At 71.5% G+C, this 20857-nt stretch carries 18 protein-coding genes; 7 read left to right on the plus strand and 11 right to left on the minus strand.

Annotation, left to right across the window (positions count from 1 at the left end):
* The first annotated feature begins 70 nt into the window (after nucleotides 1-70).
* The 4 genes from ACIO3P_RS32235 to ACIO3P_RS32250 are packed head-to-tail and all read left to right on the plus strand — an operon-like array spanning nucleotide 71 to nucleotide 4709.
* Nucleotides 71-1156: an ABC transporter substrate-binding protein gene (locus ACIO3P_RS32235; protein WP_401850049.1), complete on the plus strand. Its 1086-nt coding sequence runs from the start codon at nucleotides 71-73 to the stop codon at nucleotides 1154-1156.
* Nucleotides 1157-1205: 49 nt separating this feature from the next.
* Nucleotides 1206-2735, plus strand: coding sequence for a sugar ABC transporter ATP-binding protein (locus ACIO3P_RS32240; protein WP_401850198.1), 1530 nt, complete (start codon nucleotides 1206-1208; stop codon nucleotides 2733-2735).
* Nucleotides 2728-3693 carry an ABC transporter permease gene (locus ACIO3P_RS32245; protein ID WP_329826456.1) on the plus strand — a complete coding sequence of 322 codons (966 nt, stop codon included), beginning with the start codon at nucleotides 2728-2730 and terminating at the stop codon, nucleotides 3691-3693. Before ACIO3P_RS32240 ends, ACIO3P_RS32245 begins: the two co-directional genes overlap by 8 nt.
* Nucleotides 3694-3698: 5 nt before the next feature.
* Nucleotides 3699-4709 (plus strand): ABC transporter permease, encoded by a 1011-nt coding sequence (locus ACIO3P_RS32250; protein ID WP_401787603.1) that lies wholly within the window; start codon nucleotides 3699-3701, stop codon nucleotides 4707-4709.
* Nucleotides 4710-4780: 71 nt separating this feature from the next.
* Here ACIO3P_RS32250 and glgC read toward each other — a convergent pair whose 3' ends face one another.
* Together glgC and glgA are read right to left on the minus strand one after the other, a co-directional pair.
* Complete coding sequence (glgC, locus tag ACIO3P_RS32255) at nucleotides 4781-5998, minus strand: glucose-1-phosphate adenylyltransferase (RefSeq protein WP_401850052.1); 1218 nt, start codon at nucleotides 5996-5998, stop codon at nucleotides 4781-4783.
* Between the two features lie 11 nt (nucleotides 5999-6009).
* Nucleotides 6010-7248 (minus strand): glycogen synthase, encoded by a 1239-nt coding sequence (glgA, locus tag ACIO3P_RS32260; protein ID WP_401850200.1) that lies wholly within the window; start codon nucleotides 7246-7248, stop codon nucleotides 6010-6012.
* A 327-nt stretch (nucleotides 7249-7575) separates the two neighbouring features.
* Between glgA and ACIO3P_RS32265 the strand changes: the two genes are divergently transcribed.
* On the plus strand, nucleotides 7576-8604 hold the full coding sequence (locus tag ACIO3P_RS32265) for a DMT family transporter (RefSeq protein ID WP_329826454.1): 1029 nt from the start codon (nucleotides 7576-7578) through the stop codon (nucleotides 8602-8604).
* Here ACIO3P_RS32265 and ACIO3P_RS32270 read toward each other — a convergent pair.
* The 7 genes from ACIO3P_RS32270 to ACIO3P_RS32300 form a co-directional block, all read right to left on the minus strand.
* Entirely contained in the window at nucleotides 8485-9795 is a 1311-nt protein-coding gene (locus ACIO3P_RS32270) for a transglycosylase family protein (RefSeq protein WP_401850053.1), read from the minus strand. The genes ACIO3P_RS32265 and ACIO3P_RS32270 overlap by 120 nt on opposite strands.
* Before the next feature lie 289 nt (nucleotides 9796-10084).
* On the minus strand, nucleotides 10085-11020 hold the full coding sequence (locus ACIO3P_RS32275) for a carbohydrate kinase (protein ID WP_329826452.1): 936 nt from the start codon (nucleotides 11018-11020) through the stop codon (nucleotides 10085-10087).
* Nucleotides 11017-12006 carry a zinc-dependent alcohol dehydrogenase family protein gene (locus tag ACIO3P_RS32280; RefSeq protein ID WP_329826451.1) on the minus strand — a complete coding sequence of 330 codons (990 nt, stop codon included), beginning with the start codon at nucleotides 12004-12006 and terminating at the stop codon, nucleotides 11017-11019. Before ACIO3P_RS32280 ends, ACIO3P_RS32275 begins: the two co-directional genes overlap by 4 nt.
* A complete protein-coding gene (locus ACIO3P_RS32285) occupies nucleotides 12006-12896 on the minus strand; it encodes a carbohydrate ABC transporter permease (RefSeq protein WP_401787598.1) in 891 nt (296 codons plus the stop codon). Before ACIO3P_RS32285 ends, ACIO3P_RS32280 begins: the two co-directional genes overlap by 1 nt.
* A gap of 5 nt (nucleotides 12897-12901) precedes the next feature.
* The gene (locus ACIO3P_RS32290; RefSeq protein ID WP_329826449.1) at nucleotides 12902-13882 is read right to left on the minus strand and encodes a sugar ABC transporter permease; all 981 of its coding nucleotides are present in this window, start codon (nucleotides 13880-13882) and stop codon (nucleotides 12902-12904) included.
* Complete coding sequence (locus tag ACIO3P_RS32295) at nucleotides 13879-15240, minus strand: ABC transporter substrate-binding protein (protein ID WP_401786616.1); 1362 nt, start codon at nucleotides 15238-15240, stop codon at nucleotides 13879-13881. The genes ACIO3P_RS32290 and ACIO3P_RS32295 overlap by 4 nt, the downstream gene beginning before the upstream one ends.
* Nucleotides 15241-15380: 140 nt before the next feature.
* Nucleotides 15381-16142: a DeoR/GlpR family DNA-binding transcription regulator gene (locus ACIO3P_RS32300; RefSeq protein WP_329826446.1), complete on the minus strand. Its 762-nt coding sequence runs from the start codon at nucleotides 16140-16142 to the stop codon at nucleotides 15381-15383.
* A 448-nt stretch (nucleotides 16143-16590) separates the two neighbouring features.
* Here ACIO3P_RS32300 and gndA point away from each other — a divergent pair, with 448 nt between their 5' ends.
* Nucleotides 16591-18033: an NADP-dependent phosphogluconate dehydrogenase gene (gndA, locus tag ACIO3P_RS32305; RefSeq protein ID WP_329826445.1), complete on the plus strand. Its 1443-nt coding sequence runs from the start codon at nucleotides 16591-16593 to the stop codon at nucleotides 18031-18033.
* A 412-nt stretch (nucleotides 18034-18445) separates the two neighbouring features.
* Here the strand turns inward: gndA and ACIO3P_RS32310 are convergent, their stop codons facing one another.
* Together ACIO3P_RS32310 and ACIO3P_RS32315 are read right to left on the minus strand one after the other, a co-directional pair.
* Nucleotides 18446-19087 (minus strand): aspartate/glutamate racemase family protein, encoded by a 642-nt coding sequence (locus ACIO3P_RS32310; protein ID WP_329826444.1) that lies wholly within the window; start codon nucleotides 19085-19087, stop codon nucleotides 18446-18448.
* Between the two features lie 42 nt (nucleotides 19088-19129).
* Nucleotides 19130-19480: a GNAT family N-acetyltransferase gene (locus ACIO3P_RS32315; RefSeq protein ID WP_401786613.1), complete on the minus strand. Its 351-nt coding sequence runs from the start codon at nucleotides 19478-19480 to the stop codon at nucleotides 19130-19132.
* A gap of 366 nt (nucleotides 19481-19846) precedes the next feature.
* Between ACIO3P_RS32315 and ACIO3P_RS32320 the strand changes: the two genes are divergently transcribed.
* Entirely contained in the window at nucleotides 19847-20812 is a 966-nt protein-coding gene (locus tag ACIO3P_RS32320) for an MIP family channel protein (RefSeq protein ID WP_329826441.1), read from the plus strand.
* The last annotated feature ends 45 nt before the right edge of the window (nucleotides 20813-20857 follow it).

Genomic DNA, 20857 nt, shown 5'->3' on the forward strand with positions numbered 1-20857 from the left:
GCAGACCGTACGAGCAGATCTCCCGGGCGGTGTTCCGCGCGCCGGGGCCGTGCCGAGATGGGGTTCCGCCATGAAGTCTTCCGCTGTCCGCTCCACCACCACGACCGTTCTCGCCGCGAGTCTCGTCGCCGCACTCGCCCTGACCGGCTGCGCCAAGTCGGAGGACGACGCCTCCGGCGACAGCAAGGCGGCGGCCGGGGGCGGCGACCAGGTGGTGGCCTCCCCCAGCGCCGGGACCGACAGGACCTGCGCCCTCGACCAGTTCGGCGGGAAGAAGCTGGACCTCGCCGGCGCGACCGTCGGTTTCTCCCAGTCCGAGAAGGAGGCCAACCCCTTCCGTATCGCGGAGACGGCCTCCATCAAGGCGGAGGCGGCCGACCGAGGGATCAAGCTCCTCACGGCCAACGCCCAGTCGCAGTTCTCCAAGCAGATCAGCGATGTCCAGGACCTGATCACCAAGGGGGCGGACCTGCTGGTCATCGCCCCGCTCAACTCGGACGGCTGGGGCCCGGTGCTGCGCTCGGCGGCGGCGAAGAAGATCCCGATCATCACCATCGACCGGAAGATCAACGCGACGGCCTGCAAGGACTATGTGAGCTTCATCGGCTCGGACTTCGTCGAGCAGGGCAGCCGCGCGGCGGACCGGATGATCGAGGCGACCGGCGGCAAGGGCAAGGTCGCCATCCTCCTCGGCGCCGCCGGGAACAATGTCACCACCGAACGCACCAAGGGGTTCAAGGACCGGATCAAGGCCGAGGCGCCCGGACTCCGGGTGGTGTTCGAGCAGACCGGCGAGTTCGCCAGGGAGAAGGGCCAGCAGGTCACCGAGCAGCTCATCCAGTCCAACCCGGACATCACCGGGATCTACGCCGAGAACGACGAGATGGGCCTCGGCGCCGTCAACGCCCTCAAGAGCGCGGGCAAGAAGGCGGGCGACATCAAGATCGTGACGGTCGACGGCACGCGCAACGCGGTGCAGGGCATCGTGGACGGCTGGATCTCCGGCGTCATCGAGTCCAATCCGCGCTTCGGACCGCTGGCCTTCCAGACCCTGGACACCTTCACCCGGGGCGAGAAGGTCTCCCAGGACATCGTCATCCAGGACACCGCGTACACCCCCGAGAACGCCAAGGCCGATCTGGGCAAGGCATACTGACGTGCCGTCGGACGCCCTCACGGAGGTGACGGACGGCGTACGGCCGCACCTGCTGTCGGTCACCGGGCTGACCAAGTCCTTCCCCGGCGCGCGGGCCCTGGACGGGGTGGACCTCAGCGTCGGTCCCGGCGAGGTCCACGCGCTGATCGGCGAGAACGGCGCGGGCAAGTCCACCCTCATCAAGGTGCTCACCGGTGTGTACCGGCCCGACGGGGGCGAGATCGTCCTGCGGGGCGAGCCGGTACGGTTCGCCACCCCGCTGGAGGCGCAGCACGCCGGGATCTCCACGATCTACCAGGAGGTCAATCTCGTCCCCCTGATGAGCGTGGCCCGCAATCTCTTCCTGGGGCGCGAGCCCCGCGGCCGGCTCGGGCTGATCGACTTCGGGCGGATGCACCGCGCCGCCGACGAGGCGCTGCGCGGTCTCGGACTGCGGGTGGACGTCCGCCGGCCGCTGCGCTCGCTCGGGGTCGGCGCCCAGCAGATGGTGGCCCTGGCGCGGGCGGTCTCGGTCGACGCGCGGGTCGTCGTCATGGACGAGCCCACGTCGTCGCTCGAACCGCGCGAGGTCCGCACCCTGTTCGGGGTGATCAGGATGCTCAGGGAGCGCGGGATCGCGGTGATCTACGTCAGCCACCGGCTGGACGAGCTGTACGAGATCTGCGACACCGTCACCGTGCTGCGCGACGGCCGCCGGGTCCACACCGGCCCGATCGCCGGACTGGACCGGCTGCGGCTGGTCTCGCTGATGCTCGGCCGCGAGATGGGCGAGGTGCGCGGCGAAGGGCTCACCAAGTTCTCCGGCGGGCACGACACGGGTGGCGAACCCGTCCTGGAGGCCCATGACCTGACGGTGCGTCAAGTTCTGCACGGGGTGTCGGTACGGGTGCGGCCCGGCGAAGTGGTGGGGCTGGGCGGGCTGCTCGGTTCGGGCCGCAGCGAGACCGCGAAGGCCATCGCGGGCGCGCTGCCGCCCGACACGGGCCGGGTGGTGGTGGCGGGGGCGCCCGTACGGACCGGGTCCACGCCCGCCGCGATCAGGGCCGGTATCAGCCTGCTGCCCGAGGACCGCAAGGCCGAGGGCATCGTTCCCGGGCTCTCCGTACGGGAGAACATCGCGCTGGCCGCGCTGCCGGGGCTGTCCCGTTTCGGGCTGGTCGACGACGCGCGGATCGACCGGCTGGTGGACACCTTCATGAAGCGGCTGCGCATCAAGGCGTCGGGCCCGCACCAGAAGGTCGGTGAGCTGTCCGGCGGCAACCAGCAGAAGGTGCTGCTCGCCCGGTGGCTGGCGATGCGGCCCAAGGTGCTGCTCCTGGACGAGCCCACGCGCGGTATCGACGTCGGTGCGAAGGCGGAGGTGCAGGGGCTGATCGACGAACTCGCGGGCGAGGGGCTCGGGGTGGTGCTGATCTCCTCCGACATGGAGGAGCTGATCGAGGGCTCCGACCGGGTCGTGGTGCTCAAGGACGGTGCGGTGGTCGCGGAGTTGACCGGCGCCGAGGTGACGGAGGACCGGCTGCTGCACGCCATCGCGGCGGGGAGCGCACCCCAGGAGGACGAGGGCCGTCATGACTGATCTCGCGGCGCCGCGGCGCGTACCCCTGGACCGGGCCCGCCTGTTGACGCTCCTCCAGGAGTACGGCGTCTACGCGGGCGTGGCCGCCCTGCTGCTCGCCAATGTCCTGCTCACCCCGCACTTCCTGTCCGCGGAGAACTTCCGCACCCAGGCCGTGCAGGTCGCGCCCGTCATCATCGTGGCGCTCGGGATGGCGCTGGCCATCGGCAGCGAGGGCGTGGACCTCTCCGTGGGCGCGGTGATGGCGCTCTCCACCTCGCTGCTCTCCCTCTACCTCGGGTACGGGCCGTGGATCGCGCTGCTCGTCGCCGTGATCGGCGGGGCCGCCGTCGGGCTCGCCAACGGTTCGCTGATCGCGTTCATCGGGGTGCAGCCCATCGTGGCGACGCTCGCCCTGATGGTCGCCGGGCGCGGTCTCGCGCTGGTCCTGCTCCCCCAGCTCAAGGACGTCAGGGACCCGGGTCTGGCCGCGCTGGGCTCGGGCGATCTGCTGGGCGTCCCGTACCTCGTGCTGATCGCCGCCGCGCTGGCGCTGGCGGTGGGCTTCACCGTACGGCGCACGACCTTCGGCCGGCAGCTCCTCGCGATCGGCGACAGCAGACCGGCGGCCCGGCTCGCCGGGCTGCCGGTGCGCCGGGTGCTGATCCTCGTCTACGTCGGCTCGGGCGTCCTGGCCGCGGTCGCCGGGGTGCTGGCCACCGCCAGGCTCCAGGCGAGCGACCCGACCTCGCTCGGCACCCTGATGGAGCTGTCGGCCATCACCGCCGTGGTGGTGGGCGGTACGCCGCTGAGCGGCGGCCGGATCAGGATCGGCGGGACCGTGGCGGGCGCCGTGCTCATCCAGCTCCTGACCGCCACGCTCATCAAACACGACCTGCCGCCGTCCTGGACCCAGATCGCCCAGGCCGTGGTGATCGTGCTCGCGGTGTACGCGGCACGGGAACGGGGGAAGCGGTGACCACGGTGGACACCCGGGAGGCCAACTCCCTGAACGACGACGGGGATCCGTTCGGTGCGAGCCGGGCCGAGCGGCTCAGCGCGCTCGCCCAGCGGCACGGCGCGCTCGTCACCCTCGTGGTGGTGGCCGTCGCCGCCTCGGCCGGCTTCGACACCTTCGCGACCGGCGACAACGTGGCGAACATGGCGGTCTCCTCGGCGTTCCTCGCCGTCGTCGCGCTCGGTATGACCTTTGTGATCATCACCGGCGGGATCGATCTCTCGGTGGGTTCGCTCTTCGCGCTCGGCGGGGTGCTCGCCGCCTGGGGTTCGCGGTACGGCACGGCCGTCGCGCTGCTGCTGCCGCTCGCGGTCTGCGGGCTGATCGGCCTGGTCAACGGTCTGCTGATCGCACGGGCGCGGCTGGCCCCGTTCATCGTCACGCTCGCCGCGATGCTGCTGGCGCGCGGGGTGCTGCTGTCGGTCACCGACGAGGGCGCCAACACCTATCTGGTGGACGGGTCGTCCTTCTTCGCCCGGCTCGGCCAGGACACCCTGTTCGGGATCGGCCTGCCGGTGTGGATCACGGCGGCGCTCTTCGTGCTGGGCGCGGTCGTGCTGCGCCGCAGCCGCTTCGGCCAGTACGTGTACGCGGTCGGCGGCAACGAGGACGCCGCGGCACTGATGGGCGCCCCGGTGGCCCGTACGAAGATCGCCGTCTACACCCTCTCGGGGCTCTGCGCCGGGCTCGCCGGGGCGCTCAACGCGGCCTGGCTGGTCTCCGGGGTGACCATTCTCGGTACGGGGATGGAGCTGGAGGCGATCTCCGCCGTCGTCATCGGGGGCACCCTGCTCACGGGCGGCTTCGGCTTCATCAGCGGATCGCTCGTCGGGGTGCTGCTGCTGAAGGTCATCCAGAACGTCATCAACCAGATCGGCTCGCTGGACTCCGCCTACCAACAGGTCGTCAGCGGCGCCTTCCTGGCGGTCGTGGTGATCGCCCAGACCTGGCTGGGGCGGCGGCGCCGGATGCTCTGAGGTCCGGTCCCGCCGCCCGGGGAGGGACCGGGCGTCGGGACCGGGCGGCGGGACCGGACCGCGGACCCCGGTCAGACCACCCGCTGTCCCTTGCCCAGCGCGATGACACCGTTCTCCGACACGGTGTACAGCTCCCGGTCGCGCCCGGGGTTGACACCGATCGTCGCCCCGGGCGGCACGTCCACGTTCTTGTCCAGGATCGAGCCGCGCACCACCGCCCCGCGTCCGACCCGGACGTTGTCGTGGAGCACCGAGCCCTGCACCATCGCGCCCTCGGCCACCACCACACCGGGGGAGAGCACGGACCGGCTCACCTGGCCCCGGATCACACAGCCCGGACCGACGACGGAGTCGGTCGCGATACCGCCCGCCACGAAGCGGGCCGGGGGCAGTTGGCCCGGGTGGGTGTAGATGGGCCAGCGGCGGTTGTCGAGGTCGAACTCCGGCTGGGGCGAGATCAGGTCCATGTGCGCGTCGTAGTACGAGTCGAGGGTGCCCACGTCGCGCCAGTAGCCGTGCTGGCGCGCCGACTCGCCCGGCACATGGTTGTTCCGGAAGTCGTAGACCTGGGCCATGCCCCGCTCGGTCAGCATCGGCAGGATGGAACCGCCCATGTCGTGCACGGAGTTCTCGTCCTCGGCGTCCCGGTGCAGCGCGTCGACGAGGACCTTCGTGGTGAAGAGGTAGTTACCCATCGAGGCGAACACCTGCTCGGGGTCGCCCGGCAGCCCCGGCGGATCGGTCGGCTTCTCCAGGAACCGTTCGACCTGGACACCGTCGGCGCCCGGGGTGATGACCCCGAACGACGACGCCTCGGCGCGCGGCACCCTGATGCCCGCGACGGTGACGCCCGCGCCGTTCTCGACGTGCTGGGCGAGCATCTGGCGCGGGTCCATCCGGTAGACGTGGTCCGCGCCGAACACCGCGATGTAGTCGGGGCGTTCGTCGTGGACGAGGTTGAGGGACTGGAGGATCGCGTCGGCGCTGCCCAGGTACCAGCGCGGTCCGAGCCGCTGCTGCGCGGGCACGGGGGTCACATAGTTGCCGAGCAGGCTCGACATCCGCCAGGTGGTGCTGACATGGCGGTCCAGCGAGTGCGACTTGTACTGGGTCAGCACGCACATCCGCAGGATGTCGCCGTTCACCAGATTCGACAGGACGAAGTCGACGAGCCGGTACGTACCGCCGAACGTCACCGCCGGTTTGGCCCGGTCGGCGGTGAGCGGCAGCAGACGCTTGCCCTCCCCGCCGGCCAGGACGATCCCGAGCACCGAAGGTCCACCGCGCATGGCCGCTCCCTCTACTGGGTCCTGAGAAGCTCCTGGTACACCTCGTACGTACGGCGGGCCACCTGGTCCCAGCCGAACTCCCGTACGGCACGTTCGCGGCCCGCGGCGCCCATCCTCCGCGCCGACTCGGGGTCGTCGAGCACCCGGTTGACGGCTTCGGTGAGCCCAAACTCGAAGTCCTCCGGGTGGCGTTCGTCGTACGGCACGAGCAGCCCCGTACCGCCGTCGTCGACGACCTCGGGGATCCCGCCGACCGCCGAGGCGACCACGGCGGTCCCGCACGCCATGGCCTCCAGATTGACGATGCCCAGCGGCTCGTACACCGAGGGGCAGACGAACACCGCCGCGTGGGAGAGGAGTTGGATCACCTCGGGGCGCGGCAGCATCTCGGGGATCCAGTGCACCCCGTCGCGGGTACGGTCCAACTCCTCGACCAGTTCCCGGAATTCGGCGCCGATCTCCGGGGTGTCCGGCGCGCCCGCGCAGAGGACGAGCTGCGCCTGCGGGTCGAGGGCGCGGGCCGCGCGCAGCAGGTGCGGGACGCCCTTCTGGCGGGTGATCCGGCCGACGAAGAGGACGTAGGGCCGGTCCGGGTCGAGACCGATCCGCTCCAGTACGCCGGTGCCGGGGTCGGGGCGGTAGAGCCGGGTGTCGATGCCGTTGTGGACGACGCGCACCCGCTCGGGGTCGAGGGCGGGGTAGCACGCGAGGATGTCGGCGCGCATCCCCCGGGACACGGCGATCACGGCGTCCGCCGCCTCGAAGGCGGTGCGCTCGGCCCAGCGCGACAGCGCGTAGCCGCCGCCGAGTTGCTCGGCCTTCCAGGGGCGCAGGGGTTCCAGGGAGTGCGCCGTCACCACGTGCGGGATGCCGTGGAGCAGTTTGGCGAGATGACCGGCGAGGTGGGCGTACCAGGTGTGTGAGTGGACCAGGTCGCGTCCGCCGAGCGCGGCGGCCATCGACAGGTCGACCGAGAAGGTGCGCAGGGCGTCGTTGGCGCCCGCGAGCCCTGGCGCGGCCCGGTGGCGTACCACTCCCCCGGCGTCCGTGCCCGCGACGGGGGCGGCCGCGGCAGCGGTCTCCGCCGTCTCCGTGGCCTCCGTGGCCTCCGTGGCCTCCGTGGCCTCCGTCCAGCAGTGCACTTCGAGGTCGGCCAGCGCACGCAGCTCCCCGGCCAGGAACTCCACATGGACGCCCGCGCCGCCGTAGACCTCCGGCGGATACTCGCGGGTGAGCAGACCGATCCGCACGCCCCACCCCCGTCCTCGCCCGGCGATCGCACGCGGCCCTGTCATGGTCACCCGGATTCCGTCCGCGCGGAAGACCGCTGCGGCGCCCGGTCGGCGACCCGGCCCACCCGGGCGGTCACGCTCCGCGACCGCCGGTCGCGTGGAGTGGGTACGTGCCCGGTTCGTCCTGTTCCAGGTCAGCGCCGTCCCGGGCCCATGGGGACGGCGCTGACCTGGAATACCGCCCACGGGTGGAGATCGGCCCGGGTCCGTCCTCCTGCGGCATTACACCGCAATGACCTCTCCAGGACGACGCGCGAACCGTCCGGGCGAGAGATCGTGGAAGGCATGAGTGCACTCGCCCTGTCCGTTCTCCTGTCGCTGGTCTCCGCGGTCGCCTACGCGTCCGGGGCGATCCTCCAGGAGCATGTCGCCACGGACACCCCCGCCCGCCCGTACGCGCCGCTGCACCACGGGGTGTGGTGGGCCGCCGTGGCCCTCAACGGGCTCGGGGCGGCGCTGCACGTCGTCGCGCTGGCCTACGGGCCGCTCAGCGTCGTCCAGCCGCTCGGCGCGCTCACCATCGTCTTCGCGCTACCCATGGCGGCGCTCTTCGTGGGGCGCAGGGCCGGACGCACCGCGTGGCGGGGCGCGCTCATGGCGTCCGTGGGTCTGGCGGGGCTGCTGGCCCTCACCGAGGGTACGGACACGCATTCGCTGGACGGCGGGGAGCGGCTGGTCCTGGCCGCCGGCACGTTCGGCGCGGTGGGGGTGCTCTTCCTGGCAGCGCAGCTCGTGGGGCGGCCCGCCGTGCGGAGCATGCTGCTGGCGGCCTCGGCCGGGGTCGCGTTCGGCATCGCCTCGGTCTTCACCAAGACCGTCGCGGTGGACTGGACCTCGGACCGGCCGACCGTGCAGGTGCCGAGTCTGGCGGTGATCGCGGTCCTCGCCGCGGGCGGGCTGCTGCTCTCCCAGGCGTCGTACCGGGGCGCGGGGCTGGCGGGCCCGCTGGCCACGGTCACGGTCGTGAACCCGGTGGTGGCGGCGGCCGTGGGACTGACGCTGTTCGGCGAGGAGTTCCGGTACGGGTCGCTGGGTACGGCGCTGGCGCTGACCTCGGGTGTGGTCGCGGCGGGCGGGCTGATCCTGCTCACCAGGGAGCGGCTGGCCGCGTCCCGGACGGCGCGGGAGGGCAGCGCGGGGTCATCGGTCCCGGCCGCCCGGACGCCACGGGCGCCACGCCCGCAGGAGCAGGACTCAGAGGCGGACGCCGCCCGCGCGCAGGTAGGCGAGCGGGTCGATGTCGGAGCCGTAGCCGGGCCCCGTACGCATCTCGAAGTGGAGATGCGGTCCCGTGCTGTTGCCGGTGGATCCTGACCGGGCGATCCGCTGGCCGCCGCCGACGTTCTGGCCCTCTCGTACGGTGAGCGCGGAGAGGTGCGCGTACTGGCTGTACTTGCCGTCCGCGTGCCGGATGACGACCTCGTAGCCGTACGCCCCGGCCCAGCCCGCCGAGACCACGCGGCCGGCGGCGACGGCCTTCACCGAGGTGCCGGTGGGGACGGGGAAGTCGACGCCCGTGTGGTAGCCGCTGGCCCACGAGCCGGACTGGCGGTACTGGGTGCCGGTGGAGGCGGAGACCGGGGCGGACATGTCGGCCGTCTTCGGTTTCGCGGCCGGGGCTTCCGCCTTGACCTGCCGCTTCTCCTCCTGCTTGGGCTTCTGTTCCTGCTTCCGTTCCTGCTGCTGCTTCGGCTTCTCCTGCTGCTTCGGCTTCGCCGTCTCCTGGGTCTTGGCGGTCCGCTTCGGCGCCTCGGTCTTCTTCTGCTTCTCGGTGGGGACGGGCGCGGCCGTCTCCTTGGGCGCGGCGGCGGTGCCCTTGGCGGGCGCCTGGAGCACGAGCTTCTGCCCCGGGAAGATCAGATCGGGGTCGCTGCCGATGATCCGGCGGTTCTCCTCGTACAGCCGCTGCCAGCCGCCCTTGACGGACTCCTCGGCGGCGATCCCCGAGAGGGAGTCGCCCCGGGCGACGGTGTACCCCTCGCGCTGTGTCGGTACGGAGGTGGGCGAGGCGGCCTTCCGCGTGTCGGCCTTCTTCGGCTCGGCCTTCGCGCTCTTCGTCCGGACGTCGGCCTGGACCGCGGTCCCGGTGTCGCGGGCCTTCGCCGGGGTGATCTCGGGCGCGTCGCCGCCCCGGGTCAGTCCGGCGCGGACCGAGCAGGCGGGCCAGGCGCCGGGGCCCTGCCCCTTGAGCACCTTCTCCGCGACGGCGATCTGCTGGTCCTTGGTGGCGAGGTCGGCGCGCGGCGCGTAGCGGGTGCCGCCGTACGCCTCCCAGGTGGACTGGGTGAACTGGAGCCCGCCGTAATAGCCGTTGGCGGTGTTGATCTGCCAGTTGCCGGTCGACTCGCAGGCCGCGACCTTCTCCCACACGTCCACCGGCGCCGCGTGGGCGGTCGCCGCGGCGAGGAGCGGCAGCGCCATGCCCGCGCCGCCCGCCGTGACGGTGAGGGACGCACGGTTGATACGGCTCGGCTGGTATCGGCGATGCCGACCGGTTGCGGCCATGATGTGGCTCCCCCACTGGCTGTAGGACACGTCGCAGCGGCCAACGTAAAGGCTCCGCAAGGACCGTGACAAGACCTCACTGGCCGCGTCCCGGTCACCGGACGGCCGCGTATCGGCACACAGCGTGCCATCCCAGGACCCGTGGCGTCCCCGGAGTCGCGAAATTCGCCACCGGTATCTCAGCGCTCGGGTACGGGGGGCCGCACACGCCGTGGGCCGCCGTCGCGCGGGGAGGCGGGGCGGCGGCCCACGGCGTGGTCCGGGTACGGCGTCCGCCGTACGGGGGTGGTCAGGTGCCCGGCGGTCTCGTCGGCTCCGTGCCGGTCTGGGCGCAGACCGAGGCGGCCACCCGGGACGCGAAGTCGAGCATCTCCGTCACCCGCTCGCGGGGCAGCCCGGCGACGCCTTCGGCCCCGTCCACGCCGTGCGCGGTCAGCCAGTTGACGACGCCCGCCATGAAGGCGTCACCGGCGCCGATCGTGTTGACCACCTCGACGGGCACCGCGGGCACGGAGACCGGCTCCGCGCTCCCCGCGAACGCCGTGGCGCCCTTGGCACCCCGGGTGAGCACCACGAGGCGCCCCTCCGCGGCCAGCCGCCGGCCGCTCTCGTCGGGGTCCGTGCCCGGCCAGAGCCGGACGAGGTCCTCGTCGCTCGCCTTGACGACATGGGCCAGCGAGCAGAGCTCGCGCAGCCGCCGCAGGGCGGGCTCCGGGTCGATCGTCCGGTCCTCGCGCACATTGGGGTCCACCACCAGCAGCGAACCCGCGGCGCCCGCGCGGGCGGTGGCCTCGACGGCCCCGGCCGCCGGTTCGACGACGGCCGCGACCCCGCCCACGTACACGGCGGCGAACCGTGCCACGTGGGCCGAGAGGTCGGGCAGTTGGAAGGTCGCCGTCCGGCTGACGTGGAAGTGGTAGCCGGTGCCGTCCGGGCCCGGGTCGGCGACCGCGAGCGTCGTGGGCAGCTCCGAGCGCGCGCACAGGCCGAGTTGGGTACCGGAGTCGGCCAGCCGCCGCTCGATCATGCGGGCGAAGCCGTCGCCGCCGAGCGCCCCGGCGAACCAGCTCGGCGTACCGAGCCGGGCCAGCCCGGCCGCGACGTTGGCGGGCGCGCCGCCGGGCTGGGCCCGGTAAGTCTCCGGGTCGTCCGGCACGGGGACGAGGTCGATGAGCGCCTCGCCCATGACGAGCACGGCGCCGGGGGCGGGGCCGGCCTCGGTCACGGCTGGACCACGATCTTGCGTCCCTGGCCCGCCTTGAACTTCTCGATGGCCTGCGGGTACTCCTCCAGGGACAGCCGGTCGCTGATGAAGACCGCCGGGTCGAGCACCCCGGAGGCGAAGAGCGCGGCGGCCCGCTCGTAGCTGTGCAGCACCGCCATGGAGCCGGTGATCGTGATCTCCTGGTTGTAGATCCGGTACGGCTCGATGACGGCGGTCGTCGCGTAGTCGGCGACCCCGAACTGGAGGAACGTACCGCCCTTGGCGACCCGGCCCAGACCGTCCTGGATGGCGCCCGCGTTGCCGGTGGCGTCGATGACGACGTCCCAGCCGGTGGGCCGGTCGAACTCGTCCGCGGAGGAGCCGGAGCGCGAGCAGCCGAGCGTGCCGGCGGTCGCCAGCCGCTCCGGGTTGATGTCGAGCATGTCCACGGAGGCGGCGCCGGTCCGCTTGGCCAGCTCCAGCATCATCAGGCCCATGGTGCCGGAGCCGTAGATCAGCACCTCGGCGCCGAGGGTCGACCTGAGCACGTCGTATCCGCGTACGGCGCAGGAGAGCGGCTCGATCAGCGCCGCGTCCTTGACGTCGATGTGGTCGGGCAGTTTGACGCAGTTGGCGACGGGCGCGACGGCGAACTCCGCCGCACCGCCCGGCTTGCTGACCCCGATCGCGTTCCACCGGTCGCACAGGTTGCCCCGTCCGGTACGGCAGTAGCGGCATTCGTGGCAGTAAAGGGACGGGTCGACGGCGACCTTGTCGCCGATCGCCAGTTCGGTGACGTCGGCGCCGATCCCGACGATCTCACCGGCGAACTCGTGCCCCGGAATGATCGGCAGCGTGGGCGCGAACTCGCCTTGCAGGATGTGCAGATCGGTGCCGCACAGTCCGCACGCGGCGACGGAGACAACCACGTCCCGAGGGCCAGGGGTGGGGTCGGGAACCGTCGTGACGGAGACCTTGCCGACGGCTTCGACGATCGCAGCCCTCATTACTTAACAGCTCCAAGAGAAAGGCCCTGGACCAGCTTGTCCTGGGCGGCGAATCCTGCGGCGAGCACAGGAAGGGACACGACGACGGAGGCCGCGCACAGTTGGGCGAGGAAGAGCCCCTGGCTGGTGACGAAGCCCGTCAGGAACACGGGAGCGGTCTGCGCCGTGACCCCGGTGAGGACCCGGGCGAAGAGCAGCTCGTTCCAACTGAAGATGAAGCAGATCAGCGAGGTCGCCGCGATCCCGGGCGCGGCGACCGGCGCCACCACCCGCAGCAGGACGGTCGGCAGCCTGGCCCCGTCGACCTGCGCGGCCTCGATGATGGAGACCGGCACGTCCGCGAGGAAGGACTGCATCATCCACACGGCGATCGGCAGGTTCATCGAGGTGTAGAGGATGACCAGCAGCCAGATGTTGTCCAGCATGCCGACGTTCTTCGCGAAGAGGTAGACGGGCAGCAGCCCGGCGACCACCGGCAGCATCTTCGTGGAGAGGAAGAAGAACATGACGTCCGTCCACTTCTCCACCCGCTTGATGGAGAGCGCGTACGCCGCCGGGAGGGCCAGCAGGAGCACGAAGAGCGTGGAGAAGAGCGACGCGGTCACGGAGTTGATCAGCGGCGGCCAGGGGCTCGCGCCGCCGCCCTCGCCGAAGAACACCCGGTAGCTGTCGAGGGTGAGCCCGGCGGTGAGGGAGGGCGGGTTGGTCGCCGCGTCGGCCTCCGAGTGGAAGGAGGTCAGCAGCATCCAGAGGGCCGGCAGGCAGAAGACGATGCCGACGATCCAGGCCAGCAGGCCCAGTCCGGCGGAGCGCCGCCTGGCCCGCCGGGCGGCGGGGGCGTACTTGTCGACATGCGGCCGGGCGGCCACACCGGTGGTGGACACGGACAGAGCGCTCATGCGCGGTTCGCCTCCTCACTGAAGAGGGACGAGACGACGCGCAGGGCGAAGGTCGCGATCACGATCGTACCGATCACGACGACGACTCCGGCGGCGGAGGCCAGTCCGTACTCGTGAGCCTGGTAGAAGGTCTGGTAGATGGTGTACGGCAGGTTCGCGGTGCCGAGTCCCCCGGAGGTGAGGGTGAACACGGCGTCGAAGTTCTGCACGATGTAGATCGAGCCGAGCAGGATGCCCAGTTCGAGATAGCGGCGCAGGTGGGGCAGGGTCAGATAGCCGAACATCTGCCATCCGGTCGCGCCGTCCAGCTTGGCCGCCTCCATGATCTCGGCGGGCCTGCTCTGGAGTCCGGCGAGCAGGATGAGCATCATGAACGGTGTCCACTGCCAGATCAGCGCGGCCTCGACCGCGAGCAGCGGCATGTCGGAGATCCAGTCGGGCTGGGTGGGGTTCTCCACGCCGAAGAGCCCGGTGAACCAGGCCCAGCCGCCGTTGAGGAGCCCGTACTCCGGGTTGTAGAGGACGTGCTTCCACATGAGCGCGGCCGAGACCGGGACCAGCAGGAACGGCGTGATCAGCAGCGTACGGACGAAGCCGCGGCCGATGAACTTGCGGTCGAGCAGCAGCGCGAGCAGCAGTCCGAGCACCACGCTGACGATCACGACGGTCGCGGTGAGCAGCACGGTGGTGAACACCGATTCGCGCAGGGCCGCGTCCGTGAAGACCGAGCCGTAGTTGCTGATCCCGGCGAAGCTGCGGTCGTCGGGGGCGAGCGAGTTCCAGTCGAAGAGCGAGATCACCAGGGTGGCCACGAAGGGCAGTTGGGTGACCGCGACGAGGAAGATCAGGGCGGGCAGCAGGGGGGCCCGGGTGGCCCATGCGCGGGCCTTGGAGCCGCCCCGGCCGGACTGGTGCGACGCGGAGGGGCGCGGCGCTCCGGCCGGGGAACGTGGGGGTGTGCCGACGGAGGTACTCACTTCTGGTCCTTGCCCACCTTTTCGGCCAGCGCCTGCGAGTTCTTCAGCGCTTCGGCCACGGTCTTCTTGCCGGCGATGGCGGCACTGATCTCCTGCGAGACCTTGGTGCCGAGGTCGGTGAACTCGGGGATGTCGACGAACTGGATGCCGACGGTGGGACGGGGCTGGGTGCCCGGGTCGGTCGGGTTGGCGTTGGCGATGGCGTCCTTGGTCACCTCGGCGAACGCGGCGGCTTCCTTCAGGTACTCCGGGTTCTCGTACGTCGAGGCGCGCTTGCCGGCCGGGACGTTGGACCAGCCGACCTTCTCACCGGCGAGGGTCTCGTACTCCTTGCTGGACGCCCAGGAGATGAACTTCCAGGCGTTCTCGGTCTTGCTGGACGCCTTCTGCATGCCCCAGGCCCAGGTGTAGAGCCAGCCGGAGCTGTCCGTCTTGTCGACCGGGGCGGGCACGTAGCCGATCTTGCCCTTGACCGGGGAGCCCTTGGCCTCCAGCGAACCGGCGCCGGCGGTGGCGTCGTACCACATGGCCGACTTGCCCTGTGTCATGTTGTTGAGGCACTCGGCGTAACCGGCCTGCGGGGCGCCGGCCTCACCGTGCTCGCGCACCAGGTCGACGTAGAACTGGGTGGCCCTGGTGAACTCGGGCGAGTCGAGCTGCGCCTCCCAGTCCTTGGTGAACCAGGTGCCGCCCATCGTGTTGACCACGGTCGTCAGCGGCGCGATGACCTCGCCCCAGCCGGGCAGCCCGCGCAGACAGATGCCCTTCATGCCCTTCTCCGCGCCGTCCGCCTTGGCGGCGAGGTCCGCGACCTGCTGCCAGGTGGGCTTGTCGGGCATGGTCAGCTTCTTCGCCTCGAAGACGTCCTTGCGGTACATCAGGAAGGACGACTCGCCGTAGAAGGGCTGGCCGTAGAGCTTGCCGTCCTCCGCGGTGAGGGAGTCGGAGAGGGGCTTGAGTATGTCGCCCTGGTCGAACTTCGTGTCCTTCTCGGTGTACTCGTCGAGAGCGTGCAGCCAGCCGTTCTTCGCGAAGAACGGCACCTCGAAGTTGCTGATGGTGGCGACGTCGTACTGGCCGGCCTGGTTGGAGAAGTCCTGGGTGATCTTGTCCCGGACGTCGTTCTCCGGCAGCACGGTGAAGTTCACCTTGATGCCGGTCTCCTTGGTGAAGTTGTCCGCGGTCAGCTTCTGCAGGTCGACCATCTGCGGGTTGTTCACCATGAGGACGTTGAGCGTGTCGTCGCCGCCGGCGGAGGAACCCCCACCCGCGCCACTGCACCCCGCGAGAAGCGCCGTCAAGGCCACGCTCGCGCCCATACGCATGCGGACTCCACGACGTCGTTGTTGGAAGTGCATGTGAGATCTCCTGATTGTTCGGGTGGGAAGTGGGGGATGGTCAGAGGGAGGGCGGTGCGCCGGGATGGCCGGTGCGCCACGGGGGGGGTGACGGGATGTCAGGGGTGGTGCGGTGCGCGGTCGGGCGCGGGGCCGCGCCGTCAGACGCGTATGACCTGCGGCCCGAGCAGCGAGTACCGCTGGGCCTCCGCCGAGGGCAGCCCGGAGTCCGTGACGATGGACTCGAAGTCACCGACCTCGGCGAAGCGGCAGAAGCTCACCGCGCCGAACTTGGTGTGGATCCCGGCGAAGACCCGGCGGCGGGCGCTGCGCATCGCCTGCGCCTTCACCTCGCTGACGGCCGGGTCGGGGGTGGTGAGCCCGTACTCGCGTGAGATGCCGTTCGCTCCGACGTACGCCAGGTCGATGACGAATTCGGAGAGCATCCGGGTGGTCCAGTGGTCGACGGTGGCCATCGTGGAGCCGCGGACCCGGCCGCCGAGCAGCAGTACGGCGATCTTCTCGGCGTCGGCGAGGGCGGTGGCCACGGCGAGCGAGGCGGTGACCACGGTCAGCGGCCGGTCGCGGGGCAGCGCCTCGGCGACGAGCTGCGGGGTGAACCCCTCGTCGACGAAGACCGTCTCGGCGTCGCCGAGGAGGTCGGCGGCGGCCGCCGCGATCCGGGACTTCTGGGGGACGAGCCGGGTGGTGCGCTCCGCCAGGGTCGTCTCGAACCCGGCGCTCTCCACCGGATAGGCGCCGCCGTGGGTGCGCCGTACCAGCCCGTGCCCCTCCAGGGCGTGCAGGTCCCGCCGTACGGTCTCCTTGGCGACCTGGAGCCTCCCGGCCAACGCGGTGACTTCCACCGACCCGTCGCTCCGGGCGATCTCCAGGATTTCTCGTCGACGCTCGTCGGTGTCCACGACCACACACTTCCCTGCTTTGCTGCGGCTCAGCACCCGTTCGGGCTCATGCGTCGTTTGTACAAGCAGGGAACCCGCTGCGACCAGGCTCTTCACGGCATTGAGTGAGTCCGAGTCTGCCCGTTTGACCAAGGACGTATGCCCTGGTCACACCCACTGCCGGGGTCGGTGTTACACGGATCACTGCCCGAATGGGGTCACTTCGGTGCCCGATCGGCGCCCGGTGCGGTCCGGGCCATGACGGCAAACGGAGCCCGTTTCCGGGCGGACGCGGGCAGGTGCGGGCGGCGCGGGACGCGGTGAACGGCCGTGTTCGGAGGTACGTATCCCTCCCCGGCGGCCCGGTCCGGCCGGCCCCGTGCCCACAGGTATTTCTTGGCGTGCCCGGGTGTGGGGGTCTTTACTGGCGGTGCACGGCACAATTCGACGGATATCCAGGAGCACACGCATGAGTGGTACAGCCCAGATCGGTGTCACGGGGCTCGCGGTGATGGGCCGCAATCTCGCCCGGAACTTCGCCCGCAACGGATTCACCGTCGCTCTGCACAACCGCACCGCGTCGAAGACCCGTGCACTGGTGGACGAGTTCGGTGACGAGGGCACGTTCGTCGCGGCGGAGTCGGCCGAGGAGTTCGTGGCGGCGCTGGAGCGGCCCCGCCGACTGGTCATCATGGTGAAGGCCGGCGACCCGACCGACGCCGTGATCGAGGAGTTCGCCCCGCTGCTGGAGGAGGGCGACGTCATCATCGACGGCGGCAACGCCCACTTCGCGGACACCCGGCGGCGCGAGAAGGACCTGCGCGAGCGCGGCATCCACTTCGTCGGCGTCGGCATCTCCGGCGGCGAGGAGGGCGCGCTGCACGGACCGAGCATCATGCCGGGCGGCTCCACCGAGTCGTACGCCTCGCTCGGCCCGCTGCTGGAGAAGATCGCCGGCAAGGCGAAGGACGGCACGCCGTGCTCCACGCACATCGGCCCGGACGGCGCCGGCCACTTCGTCAAGATGGTGCACAACGGCATCGAGTACGCCGACATGCAGCTCATCGCCGAGGCGTACCACCTGCTGCGGTCCGTCGCCGGCTATTCCCCCGCGAAGATCGCGGAGACTTTCAAGGCGTGGAACACCGGCCGCCTCGACTCGTATCTGATCGAGATCACGGCCGAGGTGCTGGCCCATACGGATGAGGCGACCGGCAAGGCGTTCGTGGACGTCGTGACCGACCAGGCCGAGCAGAAGGGCACCGGCCGCTGGACCGTGCAGATCGCCCTCGACCTGGGCGTCCCGGTCTCCGGCATCGCCGAGGCGGTCTTCGCCCGTTCGGTCTCCGGCCACGCCGGGCTGCGGGATGCCTCGCGTACGCTGCCGGGCCCGTCGGCGGCGCCGCTGGGCGAGGCCGACGCGGCCCGCTTCGCCGACCAGGTCGAGCAGGCGCTGTACGCGTCGAAGATCGTGTCGTACACGCAGGGCTTCCACCAGCTCCAGGCGGGCAGCGCGGAGTACGGCTGGGACCTCGACCTCGGTTCGATCGCCGCGATCTGGCGGGCGGGCTGCATCATCCGCGCCGCGTTCCTCGACCGGATCCGCGAGGCGTACGACACGCAGCGCGACCTGCCGAGCCTGCTCTCCGACAAGCAGTTCGCCGAGGAGATCGGCGCGGCGCAGGAGGACTGGCGCGCGGTGGTCGCCTCCGCCGTGCACCAGGGTGTCCCGACGCCGGGCTTCGCCGCGGCGCTCGCGTACTACGACGCGCTGCGCGCCGAGCGGCTGCCCGCCGCGCTGACCCAGGGCCAGCGCGACTTCTTCGGCGCGCACACCTACCGGCGCACGGACCGTGAGGGCTCGTTCCACACTCTGTGGGGCGGCGACCGTTCCGAGGTCAAGACGGGCTGATCCGACGACGCCCCGGCCGGACCGGCGGCGGTCCGGCCGGGGCCGTTCTCAGCCGAGGGGCCCCGGCGCCGGCTGCGGCTCCGGCTGCGGCAGGGGGCCGGGGTCCGGCGGGCCCGGAACCGGGTCGGGGCCCGGCACTGGCGCCGGACTCGGCGGCGAGGGCACGGGGGACGGCGCGGGTCCCGGGGGTACGGGATCCGGCGCCGGCCCCGGTCCTGGCGGGCCGGGCGGCGGGGTGGGCGACGGCGGAACCGGGTCGGGGTACGGACTGGTCATGCCTGTCCTCCTGAGGTGCGGGAGTCGTGCCTTCCCAATGTCTCCCGGTGCGCCTGCCCACGCGCGCCGGGTCCACGCATGATCCCGTGATCTTCCGCCGGACGGATCGCGCGGCGTACCGGGCCGTACGGCCCGGTCAGCGGGCGGCAGTCACGGCCGCCACCGCCGCGGCCAGTCCGCTCCCCGGGCCCGCGAGCACGGGCACATCGCCTCGGACCCGCCCGGCCGCGTCCGCCATCGACACCTGGGCCAGGACGACCACCTCGGCCGCGCCGGGCTCCGTGACCGCGTCGACGGCCGCGGCGACCGCGTCCAGATAGCCGTCCCGGTCCCCGGCCTCGAAGCGCTCCCAGGCGCCGTCGGCCAGTACCGTACGCAGCTCCAGGGGCCGCCCCGCCGCCGCCTCGCGGATCAGCGCGGCCGTCGGCTCCAGGGTGGACTCCAGCGCCGCGACCACCACGACCCGGCCCGCCGCCGCCGCTGCCTCGGCCATCGGCCGGTCGACCCGCAGCACGGGCACGCCGAGCGCGGGCCCGGCCTGCTCCGCCACCTCCCCGATCGTCGAACAGGTGCAGAGCACGGCGCTCGCGCCCGCGGCCACCGCCGGGGCGAGCACGGCCCGGATCTCCGCCGCGACGGCCTCGGGCCCCTCGGCCCTGGCGCGGGCGAGCAGCTCCTCGGCGACGAGATGGCGCAGTGTCACCCCCGGGTGGGCGGCGTCCCGCAGGGCGTCGAAGACCGGGACATGGACCGGGGAGGTGTGCAGCAGAACGAGCATGGCCCGATGCTATGCCGTGGCCGCGCCTCCCCTCCTCCGCCGTCAGCCGCTCCTCACCTGCGCCTTCGCGGCCTCGACCACCTCCGGCGGGGCCTCCGGCGCCGCTTCGGGGTGGCGCTGCGCCCAGCGGGCCGCGTACGGGCAGAGCGGGACGACGAAGGCGCCCTCGCGCGCCGCCATCGCGTAGAACTCCCGCACGAGGGTGCCCGCGATGCCCTTGCCCTCGTACCCCTCCTCCACGGCGGTGTGCACCGCGACCAGCGCGGCGGGCACGGCGGGGGTCTCCGGGGTGGCCTCCAGGGCGACGTACGCGATGGCGCCGACGGCGTGACCGTCCTCGTACGCCTCGAAGCGGCCCTTGGGCCGGTTGTCACGGATGTTCAGGTCTGCCATGGGGCCTGTCTCCCTGCTGGTCGGTCGGGGCGCCGCTCGGGCCGGGCGCGCGGCGGGATCGCCCGGACGGCCGACGGGCCCGCGAGGAAAACCCACGCGTTTCCCGCGAAGCTCCGCCGCGTTCCCCGGCCACGGGTGGAGTGCGCGCCGGTGTCCGTGCGTTCCCTGCCCTCCGGCGGCCGTTCTGATTCCCTTTCCGTAATTCCCGGCCCCCGCGCGGCGCGTGGAATCACCGGTCTGCCGTACGCCGTCGGAAGGAACGGACGGCTTTTCCGAGCGGCCGCCCGGACGCGGTGGCCAGGCCCGGCACCTAATGTCAGGCAGGTGTGATGCGCGGTGCGGAACCGCCCGGGAAAAGGAGAGCACATGGCCGTACGCAGTCCACGCCGAAGAGGTTATCCGGAAGGACTCGGCGGCGAACTCGTCGCCGAGTTCCTGGGCACGCTCGTCCTGCTCCTGCTGGGCTGCGGATCCGTGGCCGTCGCCGTCGTCGGCCTGCCGGGTTCGGGCCGTCAGGTCGCGGCCTTCGGGCCCGCCAACTGGCTCATCATCTCGTGGGGCTGGGGCCTCGCCGTGGTGTTCGGCGTCTATGTCGCCGGCGGTATCAGCGGCGCGCACATCAACCCCGCTGTGACCCTCGCGTTCGCGGTCCGGCGGACCTTTCCGTGGCGGAAGGTCCTCCCCTACTGGGGCGCCCAATTGGTGGGCGCTTTTGTCGGCGCCGCGCTCGTCTATGCCACCTATCGGTGGGCGATCGACGCGGCCAACACCAAAGCGGGAATCGGGCGAGAACAGTCCCTTTCCACCTACTCGATCTTCGCCACGTTCCCCGCGGAGTATTTCGGCAATTCCTGGTGGGGACCGCTGCTCGACCAGATCGTGGGGACCGCGGTCCTGCTTCTGCTGATCTGTGCGCTCATCGACACAAGGAATCTGGCACCGGGGTCCAACCTCGGCCCGTTCCTCACCGGTCTGGTCGTCTTCGCGATCGGTCTGACCTTCGGCACGAACGCCGGTTACGCGATCAACCCGGCCAGGGACTTCGGTCCCCGGCTCTTCACCTTCTTCGAGGGCTGGGGCTCCATCGCACTGCCGGGCAGCTACCAGTGGTTCAGCCACTACTGGTGGATCCCCATCGTCGGGCCGCTCATCGGCGGCATCATCGGATCCCAGCTCTACGAGCGGCTGATCGCCCCGATCATCAGGGCGCGCGGCGGACCGACCGAGGAGGGCCGTGTCCCGGCCAAGGACGCCCCCGTGCCGACGGGCCCTTCCGCCGGCAGGCCGGCGCCCGACGCGCCGTCCGGAGACAGGCCGCCCACGGAGGTGTAGCGACCGGTACGCGTACGAGGGGTGGGCCACCGTCGGCGGTGGTCC

The organism is Streptomyces sp. NPDC087310 (assembly GCF_044744405.1).
Lineage (GTDB): Bacteria > Actinomycetota > Actinomycetes > Streptomycetales > Streptomycetaceae > Streptomyces.

Coding starts and splice junctions, on each gene's coding strand:
- ACIO3P_RS32280 (WP_329826451.1), bottom strand. CDS start 12,006: ATGAGGGCTGCGATCGTCGAAGCCGTCGGCAAGGTCTCCGTCACGACG.
- glgC (WP_401850052.1), bottom strand. CDS start 5,998: ATGCGCGGTGGACCTTCGGTGCTCGGGATCGTCCTGGCCGGCGGGGAG.
- ACIO3P_RS32310 (WP_329826444.1), bottom strand. CDS start 19,087: ATGCTCGTTCTGCTGCACACCTCCCCGGTCCATGTCCCGGTCTTCGAC.
- ACIO3P_RS32295 (WP_401786616.1), bottom strand. CDS start 15,240: ATGCACTTCCAACAACGACGTCGTGGAGTCCGCATGCGTATGGGCGCG.
- ACIO3P_RS32265 (WP_329826454.1), top strand. CDS start 7,576: ATGAGTGCACTCGCCCTGTCCGTTCTCCTGTCGCTGGTCTCCGCGGTC.
- gndA (WP_329826445.1), top strand. CDS start 16,591: ATGAGTGGTACAGCCCAGATCGGTGTCACGGGGCTCGCGGTGATGGGC.
- ACIO3P_RS32235 (WP_401850049.1), top strand. CDS start 71: ATGAAGTCTTCCGCTGTCCGCTCCACCACCACGACCGTTCTCGCCGCG.
- ACIO3P_RS32270 (WP_401850053.1), bottom strand. CDS start 9,795: ATGGCCGCAACCGGTCGGCATCGCCGATACCAGCCGAGCCGTATCAAC.
- ACIO3P_RS32320 (WP_329826441.1), top strand. CDS start 19,847: ATGGCCGTACGCAGTCCACGCCGAAGAGGTTATCCGGAAGGACTCGGC.
- ACIO3P_RS32315 (WP_401786613.1), bottom strand. CDS start 19,480: ATGGCAGACCTGAACATCCGTGACAACCGGCCCAAGGGCCGCTTCGAG.
- ACIO3P_RS32245 (WP_329826456.1), top strand. CDS start 2,728: ATGACTGATCTCGCGGCGCCGCGGCGCGTACCCCTGGACCGGGCCCGC.